The organism is Pseudonocardia sp. DSM 110487 (assembly GCF_019468565.1).
Taxonomy (GTDB): Bacteria; Actinomycetota; Actinomycetes; order Mycobacteriales; family Pseudonocardiaceae; genus Pseudonocardia.
In genome coordinates this window covers 3,468,976-3,483,549 of record NZ_CP080521.1, presented here as the reverse complement: position 1 = coordinate 3,483,549, position 14,574 = coordinate 3,468,976, and the positions used below count along the sequence as shown (strand labels likewise).

The 14,574-nt window shown below is 72.2% G+C and carries 12 protein-coding genes; 8 read left to right on the top strand and 4 right to left on the bottom strand.

Features of this window, described 5'->3' with window-relative positions; translation table 11 throughout:
* The first annotated feature begins 22 nt into the window (after positions 1-22).
* Together K1T35_RS16255 and K1T35_RS16250 are read left to right on the top strand one after the other, a co-directional pair.
* Complete coding sequence (locus K1T35_RS16255; protein ID WP_255621969.1) at positions 23-1,009, top strand: aldo/keto reductase; 987 nt, start codon at positions 23-25, stop codon at positions 1,007-1,009.
* Positions 1,006-1,389: a PPOX class F420-dependent oxidoreductase gene (locus K1T35_RS16250; protein WP_220260982.1), complete on the top strand. Its 384-nt coding sequence runs from the start codon at positions 1,006-1,008 to the stop codon at positions 1,387-1,389. The genes K1T35_RS16255 and K1T35_RS16250 overlap by 4 nt, the downstream gene beginning before the upstream one ends.
* A 357-nt stretch (positions 1,390-1,746) precedes the next feature.
* On the opposite strand, the gene K1T35_RS16245 is transcribed toward K1T35_RS16250, so the two are convergent.
* Positions 1,747-2,913 (bottom strand): PQQ-binding-like beta-propeller repeat protein, encoded by a 1,167-nt coding sequence (locus K1T35_RS16245; protein ID WP_220260981.1) that lies wholly within the window; start codon positions 2,911-2,913, stop codon positions 1,747-1,749.
* 683 nt (positions 2,914-3,596) lie between these two features.
* Here K1T35_RS16245 and K1T35_RS16240 point away from each other — a divergent pair.
* The 4 genes from K1T35_RS16240 to K1T35_RS16225 are packed head-to-tail and all read left to right on the top strand — an operon-like array spanning position 3,597 to position 7,682.
* Positions 3,597-4,982, top strand: a complete 1,386-nt coding sequence (locus tag K1T35_RS16240) for a HAMP domain-containing protein (protein ID WP_220260980.1) — start codon at positions 3,597-3,599, stop codon at positions 4,980-4,982.
* On the top strand, positions 4,979-6,172 hold the full coding sequence (pgsB, locus tag K1T35_RS16235) for a poly-gamma-glutamate synthase PgsB (protein ID WP_220260979.1): 1,194 nt from the start codon (positions 4,979-4,981) through the stop codon (positions 6,170-6,172). The genes K1T35_RS16240 and pgsB overlap by 4 nt, the downstream gene beginning before the upstream one ends.
* Positions 6,172-6,654, top strand: coding sequence for a poly-gamma-glutamate biosynthesis protein PgsC/CapC (locus K1T35_RS16230; RefSeq protein WP_220260978.1), 483 nt, complete (start codon positions 6,172-6,174; stop codon positions 6,652-6,654). The genes pgsB and K1T35_RS16230 overlap by 1 nt, the downstream gene beginning before the upstream one ends.
* Positions 6,651-7,682: an NlpC/P60 family protein gene (locus K1T35_RS16225; RefSeq protein ID WP_220260977.1), complete on the top strand. Its 1,032-nt coding sequence runs from the start codon at positions 6,651-6,653 to the stop codon at positions 7,680-7,682. Before K1T35_RS16230 ends, K1T35_RS16225 begins: the two co-directional genes overlap by 4 nt.
* A 188-nt stretch (positions 7,683-7,870) precedes the next feature.
* Here K1T35_RS16225 and uvrA read toward each other — a convergent pair whose 3' ends face one another.
* A complete protein-coding gene (gene uvrA / locus K1T35_RS16220; RefSeq protein WP_220260976.1) occupies positions 7,871-10,783 on the bottom strand; it encodes an excinuclease ABC subunit UvrA in 2,913 nt (970 codons plus the stop codon).
* 247 nt (positions 10,784-11,030) lie between these two features.
* Positions 11,031-11,954 (bottom strand): alpha/beta fold hydrolase, encoded by a 924-nt coding sequence (locus tag K1T35_RS16215; protein WP_220260975.1) that lies wholly within the window; start codon positions 11,952-11,954, stop codon positions 11,031-11,033.
* A 77-nt stretch (positions 11,955-12,031) separates the two neighbouring features.
* On the opposite strand from K1T35_RS16215, the gene K1T35_RS16210 reads away from it, so the two are divergent.
* Positions 12,032-12,436: an OsmC family protein gene (locus tag K1T35_RS16210; RefSeq protein WP_220260974.1), complete on the top strand. Its 405-nt coding sequence runs from the start codon at positions 12,032-12,034 to the stop codon at positions 12,434-12,436.
* Between the two features lie 86 nt (positions 12,437-12,522).
* Here the strand turns inward: K1T35_RS16210 and K1T35_RS16205 are convergent, their stop codons facing one another.
* Positions 12,523-13,494 carry a LysR family transcriptional regulator gene (locus tag K1T35_RS16205; protein WP_220260973.1) on the bottom strand — a complete coding sequence of 324 codons (972 nt, stop codon included), beginning with the start codon at positions 13,492-13,494 and terminating at the stop codon, positions 12,523-12,525.
* Between the two features lie 74 nt (positions 13,495-13,568).
* Between K1T35_RS16205 and K1T35_RS16200 the strand changes: the two genes are divergently transcribed.
* On the top strand, positions 13,569-14,546 hold the full coding sequence (locus tag K1T35_RS16200) for a DMT family transporter (RefSeq protein WP_220260972.1): 978 nt from the start codon (positions 13,569-13,571) through the stop codon (positions 14,544-14,546).
* The last annotated feature ends 28 nt before the right edge of the window (positions 14,547-14,574 follow it).

Here is a 14,574-nt window from a genome sequence, read left to right as displayed (position 1 = left end):
CCCTTCACCTCAGGAGACACCCGTGTCCCTACCCACCCGCGCCCTCGGACCGCTCCCCGTGAGCGCGCTCGGCCTCGGCTGCATGGGCATGAGCTTCGCGTACGGCACGCCCGACCGCGGTGAGGCGATCGCAACCCTGCACCGGGCCCTCGACCTCGGCGTCACCCTCCTCGACACCGCCGACATGTACGGCGCCGGCGACAACGAGGAGCTGCTCGCCACAGTGCTCACCGACCGGCGGGACGAGGTCACGCTCGCCACCAAGTTCGGCATCCTGACCGGCGAGGACGGCTACCCGCGCGGTGTCGACGGAAGCCCCGCCTACGCGCACCGGGCCTGCGACGCGTCCCTGCGCCGGCTCGGCGTCGACCACATCGACCTGTACTACCTGCACCGGCCCGACCCCGAGGTGCCGATCGAGGACACCGTCGGCGCGATGGCCGAGCTCGTCGCGGAAGGGAAGGTGCGTCACCTCGGGCTCTCCGAGAGCTCCGCGGAGACGATCCGGCGCGCCGCGGCCGTCCACCCGATCGCGGCCGTGCAGTCCGAGTGGTCGGTGTTCAGCCGCGACATCGAGCGAGCCGTCCTGCCGGCGTGCCGGGAGCTCGGCATCGGCCTGGTGCCCTACAGCCCGCTCGGGAGGGGCCTGCTGACCGGCGCCCTGCCCACCGAGTTCGCCGACGACGACTTCCGCCGCACCCTGCCGCGGTTCCAGCGGGAGAACCTCGAGCGCAACCTGGAGACGGTCGGGGCCGTCCGGGAGATCGCCGCGGCCCACGACGCCACACCGGGACAGGTCGCGCTGGCGTGGCTGCTCGCGCAGGGCGAGGACGTCGTCCCCATTCCGGGCACCAAGCGCGTGCGCTACCTGGAGGAGAACGCCGGCGCGCTCGACGTCACGCTGACACCGGCCGAACTCGCCCGGCTCGGCGCGCTGGAGCCCGCCGGCGACCGCTACCCCGACATGACCTGGGTCGAACGTGACACCCGCGAAGGAGCCGTGCGTTGATCCCGGCCGAGTACGAGGACCTGCTGACCCGACCGCTGTTCGGGCACCTCGCCACCGTCCGCCCGGACGGCACCCCGCAGGCCAACCCGATGTGGTTCTCGTGGGACGGCGAGTTCCTGCGGTTCACCAACACGACGACCCGCCAGAAGTACCGCAACGTCACCGCCGAGCCGCGCATCGCGATGTCGGTGAACGACCCGGACAAGCCGTACCGCTACCTCGAGGTGCGCGGCACGGTGGAGCGAATCGATCCCGACCCGGGCGCGGCGTTCTTCGCGGAACTGGCGAAGCGCTACGGCCTGGAGCTCGACGGCCCGCCCGGAGACGCCGCCCACCGCGTGGTGATCGTCGTGCGGCCAGAGGCGGTGAGCTACCAGTAGCCGTTGGATGAACGGCACTCTCGTCCGAACCTGTCAAATCGCAGGTTGGAACACTTTGACGTGGAGCCGGTGTTGACCGCCATCGACGATGACGATCTACCGGCCGGGCACGGCCAGCGAGAAGATCGCGGCGACGACAGGCACGAGCGCGGGCCCGTTCGCCCTCATCGTCGGTGGAGAACCGGCCACATGATCGTGGAAACCGACGGCTGAGACATCCACGCCGAACCCGCCGCGCTCAGCAGTCCCGCGGCGGTTCGCCGTGTCGCCGCGGTCCGCACCAACCCTGAGAGCTGCGCGGACGCTCTTCGCTCGTGGCGGCGCGGGCATCGCCGTGAGCCGCATGGCGAGCAAACGTCAGGCGATTCCCACAACTGTTCCCCGGTCGTGGCCGACCACCACGGTGTCGCCGACGACCGTGAGAGCTAGCTGAGGATCCTGCTTGGGCGTCTCGGGGTAAGCGCCGAGATCGATCTCGGCGGACCAGCGTGATTCCCCGGTGTCGGCCGCGAGGGCGAGGACGACGACCTGCATGTCCGGGGCGCCGTCCGTCGTGGTGCGCTGCGTGGAGAGCCGGTAGTAGGCGAGGAGGCAGGAATCGCCCGCCACGACGGGCGCGGCGCCGATCGTGGCGGGTGCGTCGTTGAGCGGGTAGACCGTCCAGCGCGTCGCGCCGGTCGCCGCGTCCCACGCCACCACTTCGTAGGAGCGAGCGGAGATGCAGAGGGTGCTGGCATGCGCGGTGGCCCATTCCTCATCTGCGCGGCGCCACAGTTGCCGGCCGGAGGCCGCGTCGAACCCGACCTGCGAGATGGAGCCGTACTCGATCAAATCTCTGATAGAGGAGGTGCCCCCGGGGCGGAAATCCTCGGCGCAACATACAACCGCGCCGGCGACGGTGATCCCCACCGGGTCCGTCGAGTGGCGCAGCGGCTGCTCCCACACCGTCGCGCCGGTGGCCGCGTCGAGGGTGTGCAGGACTTCGCTGGAGCCGATGTGCACGCGGCTCCCCGCGATGGCCGCGGGGTCGCCGGGGCTCGGGCCGAGCGGGACGATCCAGCGTGCTTCCCCGCTGGCCGCGTCGACGGCGGTGAGCGTGTATCCGTTGTCGGGGGTTTCGTGGCCGCACAGCACAATCCCGTCGCCCGCGTCGACCAACCACGCCTCCTCGTCCATCCAACGCCGGGTGCCGGTGGCGGCGTCGAGGGCGTGGACGCCGTAGCGGTCGTCGACCATCACGAGGTCGTCAACGGTGATGGGGCCGTTCACCGCCGATGTCATCTCGTAGGTCCACCGGGCCTCACCGGTCCGGACGTCGATCGCCGCCGCCGACCTATTGTCGTCGGCCCCCGCGGCGAAAACGACGCCGTCACCCGCGGCGAGACCCCGGAGTCGGCCTCCCAGGTTGTGGGTCCATTGCTGCCGGGCAGCTGCGCAGGACGTCGCTCCGGCCCCGACCACCGCCACGGCACCCAGCCCGAGAAACAACCGGCGACGGGACAGCACGGTGCCCGTGTGGATCATGTTCGCGACCACGCCCATCGTGTGGCGCCGCGGGGTCCGCGCGCGTGAGGCAACTCCTGGACCGTCGCCGCCAGGACCATCCCACGCTCCTCAAGATCAGCAACCTGAATGGCATCGTATGCCCGCAGAACGGCCTTCGGCGTCCGGTGATCACCTGACACCATCACCAGCGCACCCGCGCCGACTACCCCTAGCCAAAACGACCTGACCAGCGCGTCGCAGTCACGACGCTGACGAATCACCCCGAGCCCGGCCCCGGCCGGTCCTTGGAGATCCGCACGTAGATCCCTGCGCCCGACCTATGGGACGAGAGTGCCGTTCGTGCGATCGGCGGCGGCTTCGCGCCATGTAACAGTTCGGCGCGCGCGGCGCTGTCCGAGCGGACGGTTCGGGCGGCGCTCCCCCACGCTCCCGCCCCTCCGTCCCCGAAAGGACGTGGAGGACGCGTGCGTGCTGCCGCGGGCGAAGTAATCCCGCACTGGGCCGAGGTCGACCTGGACGAGGCGCTGCGCGCTGCGTCCCGTGGCGACGAGGCCGGATTCGAACTCAAAAGTGATCTGGTGACAGGACGGCACCGGGAGCCGTTCGAAGGGACACGCTCGTTGAGCGCGCCCAGCTCCCCGCCGACGATCCCGCCGCAAATGAGGAGGAGGATCTCGGGCCCCCCCACGATCCCGCTTCAGATGAGGGTGGTCTCCGCCCCGTCGTTCACACCCTTCCTGCGGCCCCGCTTCCCGGCAGGCGTGAGCGGCGGGCCGCTCGTCGCACTGCTCGCGCTGCTCGCCGGTGCGGCTGCGCTCAGCGCCATCGCGGTCGGCGGCGGCGGGTGGCCGGACTGGTGGCTCCCCAGAACCCTCGTGGTGGTGGCAGCCGTCGGGTATGTCCTGGTGTGGGCCGGTCTCGTAGCACCGGTCCGGCGATTCGGCGCGGCGATGGCCCGGATGGCTATCGAGGGGCGTGTCGAGCTGGTCGTGTCGCGTGCGCGGGTCGCCGAGCTCGACCGTGTCGCGCTGGCCCTGTACCGGTTCCGCGGCAGCCGGCTCGGCCGGCGCGGCTCCCGTTCTCTCGGGGTTCCGCTGGCCGTGGCACCGTGCCTGGCCGCCCTGCTGGTCCTCGGCTGGGTCGTGGTGGCCGCGACCGCAACCGTCGGCGGAGCTGTGCCGGCCCCAGCCGAGCTCGTCCGCGAGGTGGGTGTGCGGGCCGACGAGCGGGCCGCGGAACTGGACTCCGCAGTGCGTGGCGGGCTCGCCGCGCTGCAACGGGCGGCCGACCCGCCGACCGGTGGCGTTGTCACCGATCCCGCCAACACCGCCGGGCAGATCCTCGCGGCCCAGCCGCTGTTCCGGTCGGTCTCGGTCGTCGACAGAGCGGGCAGGCCGATCGCGACCGCAGGTCTCCCGCTCGGCGAACCGGTCACCGCCCTGCCATCCGAGTCACGGGTCGTGCAGGCCAACACCGCCGGTAGCGAGCCGCTCGTCCGCGCGTCGACCCCGATGCGGGACGGCGCGAGTGTGCTCGTGGCCGAATTCGACCCGCGCGCGCTCAACGCTGTGATCCGCGCGGGCGGGTCCACTCGCGTGGTCGACCCGCAGCGAGCCACCGTGCTCGACAGCGGCGGGTACACCGCGTTCGCACCACTGGACGACCCGGCGCTCGAGGCTCTCGCCGGGACGGTGCCCACGGATTCGCCCAGGGCCGAGCAGCTGGCGGACGGTCGGGTCGCCGCGGCCCGGCTCGTGAGCCCTCCGGGCGCACCCACCGATCTCGGATGGGTGCTCATCGAGGAGCAGGACGTCGCCATCGCCGCGTTCGCGGACGATGGCAGCCGGCGGGGCACGATCGTCGTGATCGCGGTGAGCGCAAGCGTGGCGATGGGGGCACTCGCGTGGACCTTGGTCACGGTCGTCCTGCCCGCCCGCCGGCTGGCCCGGCACGTCGAACGGCTGGCCGCCGGGGACGAGGTGCCCCCGCTCGCTCCGCAGCGCCTCGACGAGCTCGGCACCGCCGTCGCGGCGACCAACCGGTTCGTCGCGGCGCACGCCCGCCTCGATGAGGAAGTCCGCTCGTGACGTTCCTCTTCGGCGTGTACGTCGGTGGCTGCCTGTTGCTCCTGCTGGCCGGGCTGGTCGAGCAGCGAGGCCACCACCGGCGACTGAACTCGATCCCGCAGCGGGTCGTCGTGAACGGCATCCGCGGTAAGAGCTCCATCACCCGGCTGTGTGCCGGCGCGCTGCGCGGCGGAGGCCTGCGGACGGTCGCGAAGACCACCGGTACGGCCGCCCGCTTCGTGTTCCCGGACGGCACGGAGGAACCGATCCACCGCAAGTTCGGCCTCGCCAACATCGTCGAGCAGATCGGGATCGTCCGGCGGGCCGCGGCCCTGCAGCCGGACGCGCTGGTGATCGAGTGCATGGCCGTGCTCCCGGACCTGCAGGAGATCAACGAGAGGAAGTTGGTCCGTTCCACGATCTGCGTGATCTGCAACGTGCGGGAGGACCACCTCGACGAGATGGGCCCCACTCTCGACGATGTGGCGCGATCCCTGTCGCGCTCGATGCCGGTGGGCGGTATCTGCGTCACCGCCGAGCAGGACCGGCTGCACATCCTGCAGGAGGAGGCCGACAAGCGGAACTGCGAGCTCGTCGCGGTGAACCCGGACTCCGTGCGGGACGAGGAGATGGAGCGGTTCCGCTGGATCACGTTCAAGGAGAACGTGGCGATCGCGCTGGCCGTGGCGCAGATGTGCGGCGTCGCCCGCGGTGAGGCCATGGCCGGGATGGTCGCGGCCCGCCCCGATCCCGGCACGGTCACCGTCGACACCTACGTCACCGACCGCGGCTATCTCGCCTTCGCGAACATCTTCGCCGCGAACGACCCCGAGTCGACGCTGATGAACATCCACCTGCTCGAGGACCGTGGCTTGCTCTACGACCCGCTCACGGTCGTGATCAACTGCCGGCCCGACCGCATCGAGCGCAACCGGCAGATGGGCGAGCTGACCGGCCGGATCCTGCCGGACCGGATCGTCCTGATCGGGGAGCAGACCCACAGCGCACGGACCGCGGTGCCCCGGAAGCTGACCGACCGGGTGGTCGACCTCGGCGGTGATCTCGACATTGACGCGTTCCTGGACGAGGTCGCGTTCGGGCCGGAGGGCGACGGCAGCGTGGTCGCGGTCGGCAACATTCACGGGCAGGGTGAGGTGCTGCTCTCCCGCATCGCCGCGCTGCCCCGGGCCGTACCGTCCGAGGTGGGTTGATGTTCGCCGGCACTCTCGCGCCGCAGGCAGCGACCATCGCGCTGGCGATCGGGCTGTTGCTCGCGCTCATCTGCTACCTCACCACCAACCTCTCGCCGGGCGGCATGATCACGCCCGGTTGGCTGGCCCTCACCCTCGTCGAGGACGGGTGGAAGGTCGCGGTGATCGCAGGCGTCACGGTGATCACCTATGTCGGGGTGCGCGGCCTGCAGCGGGTGATGATCCTCTACGGCAAGCGGCTGTTCGCGGCCGTGATGCTGCTGTCGGTGCTGCTCTCGACCGCCCTGTTCCTCCTGGTCCAGCGGGACTACCCGCTGATCTTCGCGCACGAGACGCTCGGCTTCGTGATCCCGGGGCTGGTGGCCTACCAGCTCGTGCGGCAGCCACCGTTGGCCACCGTGCTTGCGACGTCGGCGGTGAGCCTGACCAGCTACGGGGTGCTGGCGAGCGGGCTGGTGCTCGGGGCGGTGACGGCCCTGTGAGCGCGCGCACCGGGCGCCGGGTCGTCATGGGCGTGTTGGCCGTCGTCGTCGGCGTCGGCGGGATCGCCGTCGGGTTGGTGCGCGGCGATCAGGTGCGGCTGCTGCCGCAGGCCCCGTCGGCCGCCGCCTCCTCGCTGTCGGGCACGCCGGTCTCGGACCTGCGTTTCCTCCGGCGTGAGGAGCCCGCTCGCTCCACGGTCGTCGACGCGGCGGGCACAGTGCTCGCCACCTTCACCGACGGCGCGCGCACCGTCACCCTTGACGGGCCGGAGCGTACGTTCGCCGAGCCCCAGTTCCCCGGCCGGGCCGTGACCACGCGGGTGTGGGTGCGGCTGCTGCCCGAGGAATGGAACCCGGAGGACGAGAACGCGCCATGGGTGCGCGACTGGCTGCAGACCCACCTCGGCAGCACCGAGCCCGACGTGCTGGCGTTCGCGAAGGACTACCTGGACGGCGCACCGGAGGAGCGGGATGCCCAGGAGGTGCGGTTCAAGGGCGACGCGAGCTTCGGCCCGCCTCCGCCGCCGGGCCGGCCGCCCATCGAGAGCAACGACTTCTACGACTATCTCGGCGTCGACTGGACCTTCGCGGACGGCGCGAGGCGCGAGCCCGACCCGGTGCGCTACGGGACCGCCGACTGCTCCGGCTTCGTCCGGCTCGTCTACGGCTTCCGGGCCGGATATCCGCTGATCCCCACGAACGAGCGGGGACCGGGACTGCCGCGGCGGGCGCGGGCGATGTCCGAGGTCGGGCCGGGTGTCACCCTGTTGCCCGACACCGGCGGGATCCCGACGAACCTCGGCGTGCTGCAGGCCGGTGACCTGCTGTTCTTCGACCTGGACAAGACGGTCGACGGCCGGACCGACCACGTGGCGATCTACCTGGGGCGGGACGAGTCGGGCGGGCATCGGTTCGTCTCCAGCCGGGTGCGCGCCGACGGTCCGACGCTCGGTGACCTCGGTGGCACGTCCCTGCTCGACGACGGCGGGTACTACTCGCGGTCGTTGCGGTCGGCGAAGCGGCTGTGACCGGGCCCTGAGCGGGGCCCGTGCCTAGTGTCCCGAACCGGAAGTCCACCACATAACTCGACGGCCCAGCTTCCCGCTGGGCGCACCGGCGAACCGGCCGAGTACGCCCGGTACGAGGCCGGCCCGCCGGCACACCCAGCGGAAACCTGGATCCGCCGATTTATGCACCGGACTTCCGGTTCGGGACACTAGCTCGCGGCGGCGGCCTTCTTCCGCCGGGTGGTCTTGGGAGCCGGGGCCTCCTCCGGCGTGACCAGGCCCTTCAGGAAATGGCCCGTGTAGCTCGCCGGGCTGGCGGCCACCTGCTCCGGAGTGCCCTCGGCGATCACCGTGCCGCCGCCCGAGCCGCCCTCCGGGCCCATGTCGATGATCCAGTCGGACGTCTTGATGACGTCCAGGTTGTGCTCGATGACGATGACCGAGTTGCCCTTGTCGACGAGGCCGTTGATCACGTCGAGGAGCTTGCGGATGTCCTCGAAGTGCAGGCCGGTGGTCGGCTCGTCGAGGATGTAGATCGTGCGGCCGTTGGACCGCTTCTGCAGCTCGGACGCGAGCTTGACGCGCTGCGCCTCACCGCCGGACAGGGTGGGTGCCGGCTGCCCGAGCCGCACGTACCCGAGCCCGACGTCCACGAGGGTGCGCAGGTAGCGGGCGATCGAGGTGATCGGCGCGAAGAACTCGGCCGCCTCCTCGATGGGCATGTCGAGGACGTCGGCCACCGTCTTGCCCTTGTAGTGCACCTCGAGGGTCTCGCGGTTGTACCGGGCGCCCTTGCAGACCTCGCACGGCACGTAGACGTCCGGCAGGAAGTTCATCTCGATCTTGATCGTGCCGTCGCCCGAGCACGCCTCGCAGCGGCCGCCCTTGACGTTGAACGAGAACCGGCCGGCCTGGTAGCCACGCACCTTCGCCTCGGTGGTGGAGGCGAACAGCGTGCGGATCTTGTCCCACACGCCGGTGTAGGTGGCCGGGTTGGACCGCGGGGTGCGCCCGATCGGTGACTGGTCGACCCGCACCAGCTTGTCGAGCCCGTCGAGCCCGGTGATGCGCGTGTGGCGCCCCGGCACCTGCCGCGCGCCGTTGAGCTTGTTGGCCAGCACGGTGGCGAGGATGTCGTTGACCAGCGTGGACTTGCCCGAGCCGGACACGCCGGTGACCGACACCAGGCAGCCGAGCGGGATGTCGACGTCGATGCCGCGCAGGTTGTGCTCCCGCGCCCCGACGACCGTGAGCTGGCGCTTGCGGTCGCGCGGACGGCGGATGTCGGGCACCGGGATCGAGCGCCGGCCGGACAGGTAGGCGCCGGTGAGCGAGGTGTCGTGCGCCTCCAGCTCGGCGACCGGGCCGCTGTGGACGATCTGCCCGCCGTGCTCCCCCGCTCCCGGGCCGATGTCGACGACCCAGTCGGCGTGCCGGATGGTGTCCTCGTCGTGCTCGACGACGATGAGCGTGTTGCCGAGGGCGCGCAGTCGGCTGAGGGTCTCGATGAGCCGCCGGTTGTCGCGCTGGTGCAGCCCGATCGACGGCTCGTCCAGCACGTACAGCACGCCCACCAGACCGGACCCGATCTGGGTGGCCAGCCGGATGCGCTGGGCCTCGCCACCGGACAGGGTGCCGGCGGCGCGGTCGAGCGAGAGGTAGTCGAGGCCCACGTCGAGCAGGAAGCCCAGCCGCGCCTGCACCTCCTTGAGCACCCGGCCCGCGATCGCCGCCTGGCGCTGGTCGAGCTGCATGCCGTCGAGGAACTCCGCGCACTCGGCCACCGACATCGCGGTGACCTCGGCGATGGACCGGTCGCCCTGGCTGCGGTGCTTGAGCGTGACGGCCAGCACCTCGGGCTTGAGCCGCGCCCCCTTGCACGCGGGGCACGGCACGTCGCGCATGTACCCCTCGTACTTCTCGCGCGCGTACTCGGAGTCGGTCTGGTCGAGCCGCCGCTCCAGGAACGGGACGACGCCCTCGAAGTTGGCGTAGTAGGAGCGCTCGCGGCCGTAGCGGTTGCGGTAGCGGACGTGCACCTGGTCCTGGGTGCCGTGCAGCACCGCCTTCTGCGCGGTGGCGGGCAGCTTGCGCCACGGGGTGTCCATCCGGAACCCGACCGCACGGGACAGCCCCTCCAGCAGGCGGCCGAAGTACTCCGCCGTCTGCCCGCCCGCCCACGGCGCGATCGCGCCGTCGGCGAGACTCGCCTCCTGGTCCGGGACGACCAGCTCCGGGTCGACCTCCTTCTTGATCCCGATCCCGGTGCACTCGGGGCACGCACCGTAGGGCGAGTTGAAGGAGAACGTGCGTGGCTCGAGGTCGTCGAGCGACAGCGGGTGGCCGTTGGGGCAGGCCATCCGTTCCGAGAACCGGACCTCGCGATGCGGATCGTCGTCGGGGAGGTCGACGAAGTCGAGCACGACCAGCCCGTCGGCCAGCCGGAGCGCGGTCTCCACCGAGTCGGTGAGGCGCTGCTTGGCCGACTCCTTGACGGAGAGCCGGTCGACCACCACGGAGATGTCGTGCTTCTCCTGCTTCTTGAGCTTCGGCGGGTCGGTGAGCTGGTGGATGGTGCCGTCGACCATCACGCGCGAGTAGCCCTGCGCCTGCAGGTTGGAGAACAGGTCGACGAACTCGCCCTTACGGGTGCGCACCACCGGCGCCAGCACCTGGAACCGGCTGCCCTCCTCCATGGCGAGCACCTGGTCGACGATCTGCTGCGGCGTCTGCTTCTCGATGACGTGCCCGCACACCGGGCAGTGCGGCACACCGGCGCGGGCGTAGAGGAGGCGCAGGTAGTCGTAGACCTCGGTGATGGTGCCGACCGTGGACCGCGGGTTGCGGTTGGTGGACTTCTGGTCGATCGAGACCGCCGGCGAGAGGCCCTCGATGAAGTCGACGTCAGGCTTGTCCATCTGCCCGAGGAACTGCCGGGCGTACGCCGACAGCGACTCGACGTACCGCCGCTGTCCCTCGGCGAAGATGGTGTCGAAGGCGAGGCTGGACTTGCCCGACCCGGACAGGCCGGTGAACACCACGAGGCTGTCGCGCGGCAGGTCGAGGTCGACGCCGCGGAGGTTGTGCTCGCGGGCGCCGCGTACTACCAGACGGTCGGCCACGGTGGGGAAGCCTCCTGAGATGCCGGTGGAGGGCCGACGGGGGCCCTCGATCCATGCTAGGCGCGGCCACCGACAGAACCGGTGCGTCGGCCCGGCGAGCGGCCGCCTCGGGGAGCCGGACAGCCCGAACGAGGATCGCACACACGTTCGAACGACCGCTCACCGGGTGCTCCTCGGCCGCCGGCCACGCACCCCTTCCCTGCTCACGCACCCCTTCTCGGCCCGCACGTCCCGTCGACCGGGCGTGTCAGCGGACACAGGGTGCGTCGGCGAGCGCCCTGCGGGGTGCCCAGCGCTCGAGGGCAAGGCCCGCGGCGATGACCGAGCCCAGGTGGCCCGACATCGCCCTGCGGGGCAGGGCCGCGATGCGCGGGGCGAGGCCGGGGAGCCGCCGGTGCGCGCCCGCCGCCACCGCGTGGGCGACGTGCAGGGCCGCGAGCGGATGGGTGTCGAGGGCGCTGTGCCCCATGCCGGGCAGCGGGACGAGGACCGCGTCCGGCGCTAGCTCGGCCACCCGCTCGGCCACGGGACGCGGGGTGCGGACGTCCCGGCCACCGGAGACGACGGCGGTGGGCCAGTCGAACGCCGGCAGCGCGGAGGGGAGGTCGTACGGCTCGCCGGTGAACCGCGGTTTCGTCGCGGCCATGGCGGCATGCATGACCTGCGGGTCGAGCGGCAGCCCGTCCGGCGGCGCCCCGTAGTGCAGCTCGCCGTGGCTGATCCCGGCGACGAGGTCGGTCTCCATCAGGAAACCCGTTCCGGGGCCGTCGATCTCCCGGGCGCCCGCGCGCTCGCACCACTCCCACGCCCGGGTGCGCCCCTCGCGCACCCCGGTGAGCAGCCGCGCGAGCACTCGTGGGCCCGCGAACTCGTACACGAGCGGGACGACCGCGCCCGTGCGGTCCGGCGCCACGAGCCCGTCCGCCACGAGCGCCCGCAGCAACGCGGCGGGCCGGGCGGTGTCCGGCGCGGCGCCATCCCACAGCAGCGCACGGATGTGGGCACGCTGAACGGCGAGGTCGCGCGGGCCGAGCAGCGGCGAGTCGAGCACCATCCCCGCGACGCGGTCCGGGTGCCGCAGCCCGAAGCCCTGGGCGAGGTAGGCGCCGTAGGGGTGACCGGCCGACGCACCCGGTGCCCGTCCGGCGGGCCCGCCAGCCGCCGCACCCATGTCTCCATCCGATCCCCCACACCCGATCGACGTCCGGGGACGCGGCCGGGTTCCCGCCGGGGTTCTACGCTGATCCGGTGGGAGAACCGAACGTCTGGTCCGTCGCGCGCCTGCCTGCCCCGGAGAGCGACGCCGCCGACCTGAGCGTCAACGGGTTCGAGCTGAGCTGCGCCGTGCCCGACGGCACCGGGGCCGAGCCGCCGGGCGCCACCCCGTTCGGCCTGCTCGCGGCGTCCCTCTCGGCGTGCACGGCCATGTCGGTGCGCACGTTCCTGCAGCGCTGGGACATCGACCCCGGCGCCGTCACCGTGCACGTCGGCGTGCACCCGAGCACCCCACCGATGCTCGACCGGCGGGTGACGGTCGACGGCGAGGTCGGCCAGGACCTGCGGGAACAGCTGGCGGGGGTGGTCGACAGCACGCCGGTCACGGTGCTGCTCCGCGACGCGGTGACGATCCGAACGGAGCTGAGAACGGGTTAGGAAGACCGTGCACATCCCGCGGCGTCCGTGCACACCGCGGGATGTGTGCCCGGTGCCGCGACGGTGTGCACGCCTGGCAAGCCGGATCAGCTCCGGCGGGTGTGCCGGTACGTGTGCCTGTGCGGCACGGGGAGATCGTGCTCCTCGTCGGTGGCGTCGATGAGCGGGAGCGGTGACTGCGCACCCACGGCGGCGAGCGCGCTCAATCCACGCGCGATCCCCGGCTGCCCCCTGCTGCCGCGGCGCACGCAGGTCAGGACGGTGCGGGACGGGGCGGGCGCGCCGCGCAGCGGGATCCGCACGACGCGGTGGTGCGCCGGGATCGGCGCGAGCCGCGGCATCAGGCAGACCCCGAACCCGTGCGAGACGAGCGCGACGACCGAGTTCCACTCCTTCGCGCCGTGGGCGATGCGGGGCGCGAAGCCCGCTGCGCTGCACGCCGCCATGACGATCGCCGAGTCGTCACCCCGGTCGGCGCCGATCCACGCCTCGTCGGCGGCATCGGCGAGATCGACCGCGTCCGCGGACGCGAACGGGTGGCCGGCGGGAACAACCAGGTCGAACGGGTCGTGCAGGAGCGGCTGCTGGTCGAACCGCGGGTCGTCGCGCGGTGGCGCGTCCGGGGCGGGCAGTACGACGGCGATGTCGGCCCCACCCGCGAGCAGCAGCGCGAAGCACTCCGCGTTGCTTGCCTCCGTGAGCTCGACCTCCGTCGTGCCGCGCAGCGCGGCCGCGGCCGGTGCGACCAGTGCGGCGAGCGCGGTCGGGAACGCGCAGAGCCGCAGCGCGCCGCCTGCCGGGGCGGCGGCCACCTCGGCGAGCACGCGTTCCCAGTCGGCGTAGAGCCGGTCGGTGTGGCCGAGCAGCAGCCGCGCGGCCGGGGTGAGCCGCACGCCGCGGCCTACCCGCTCCAGCAGCTCGACACCGACGTCCCGGCCGAGCAGCCGGATCTGCTGCGACACCGCGGACGGCGTGAGGAACAGCGCCGCCGCGGCCGCCGTGACGGTGCCGTGCTCGTCGAGCATCCGCAGGACGTGCAGCCTGCGCAGATCGATCATTCAGGCCAGACTACAAGAAAACACCAAGGAAATCGCAGCTGGACGTTCACGGAATCCGGCCGGATGGTGGGTTCATGTCCCGCGCCCCGCTGCTCGTGCTCGCCAGCGTGGTCAGCGTCCAGGCGGGGCAGGCGGTCGGGAAACGCGCGTTCGACCTGCTGGAGCCCGCCGGCGTCGTCACGCTGCGGCTCGGGCTCGCCGCACTCGTCCTGCTGGCGGTCATGCGGCCCCGGCTGCCGACCGAGCCCCGCTCAATCGGGCTGGTCGTCGCCTTCGGCACCGCGATCGCCGGGATGAACCTCGTCTATCCCGCGATGCGGTACCTCCCGCTCGGAGTCGCGACCTCGCTGCTGCTCCTCGGCCCGCTCGCGGTCGCGCTGGCCGGGTCCCGCCGCCCGCTGGACGCCGGGTGGGCGCTGCTCGCCTGCGCGGGGGTGTTCCTGGTGGGCGGCGGGTCCTCCGGTCCCCTGCCGCTCCCGGGCGTGCTCCTCGCGCTCTGCGCGGGCGCGGCCATGGGCTGCTACCTGCTGCTCAGCAGGCGCGCCGGCACGGCCGCCCGCGGCACCCTCGCCCTCGCCGTGGCGTGGGCGGCCGTCGTCACGCTCCCGTTCGGCATCTCGGCGTCGGGCACCGACCTGCTCCGACCGTCCGCGCTGGCCGTCGGCCTGCTCGTCGCCGTCCTGTCGGCGGTGCTCCCCTACTCGCTCGAACTCGCCGCGCTGCGCAGGCTGCCGCCGCGCACGGTCGGCGTACTGCAGAGCCTCGAGCCGGTCGCAGGCGCGCTGGCCGGGCTCGTGCTGCTCGCCGAGGTGCTGGACGCACGGCAGTGGGCCGCGGTCGGCTGCATCACGGCGGCCTCAGCAGGCGCGGTGTTCACGCCACGCCGAGCAGGCGGTACGCCGTGTCCGGGTCGCGGCGGAACTCCGGCGTCGGCACCCGGTGCACGAGCACACCCTTCGCCATCACCGCGATCTCCCCGGCCACGGCGAACGCGAGGTGCAGGTCCTGCTCCACGATCAGCACCGCCACCCCCTCGTCGCGCATCGTGGTGACGAGGCCCGCGATCTGGTCGACGACGGC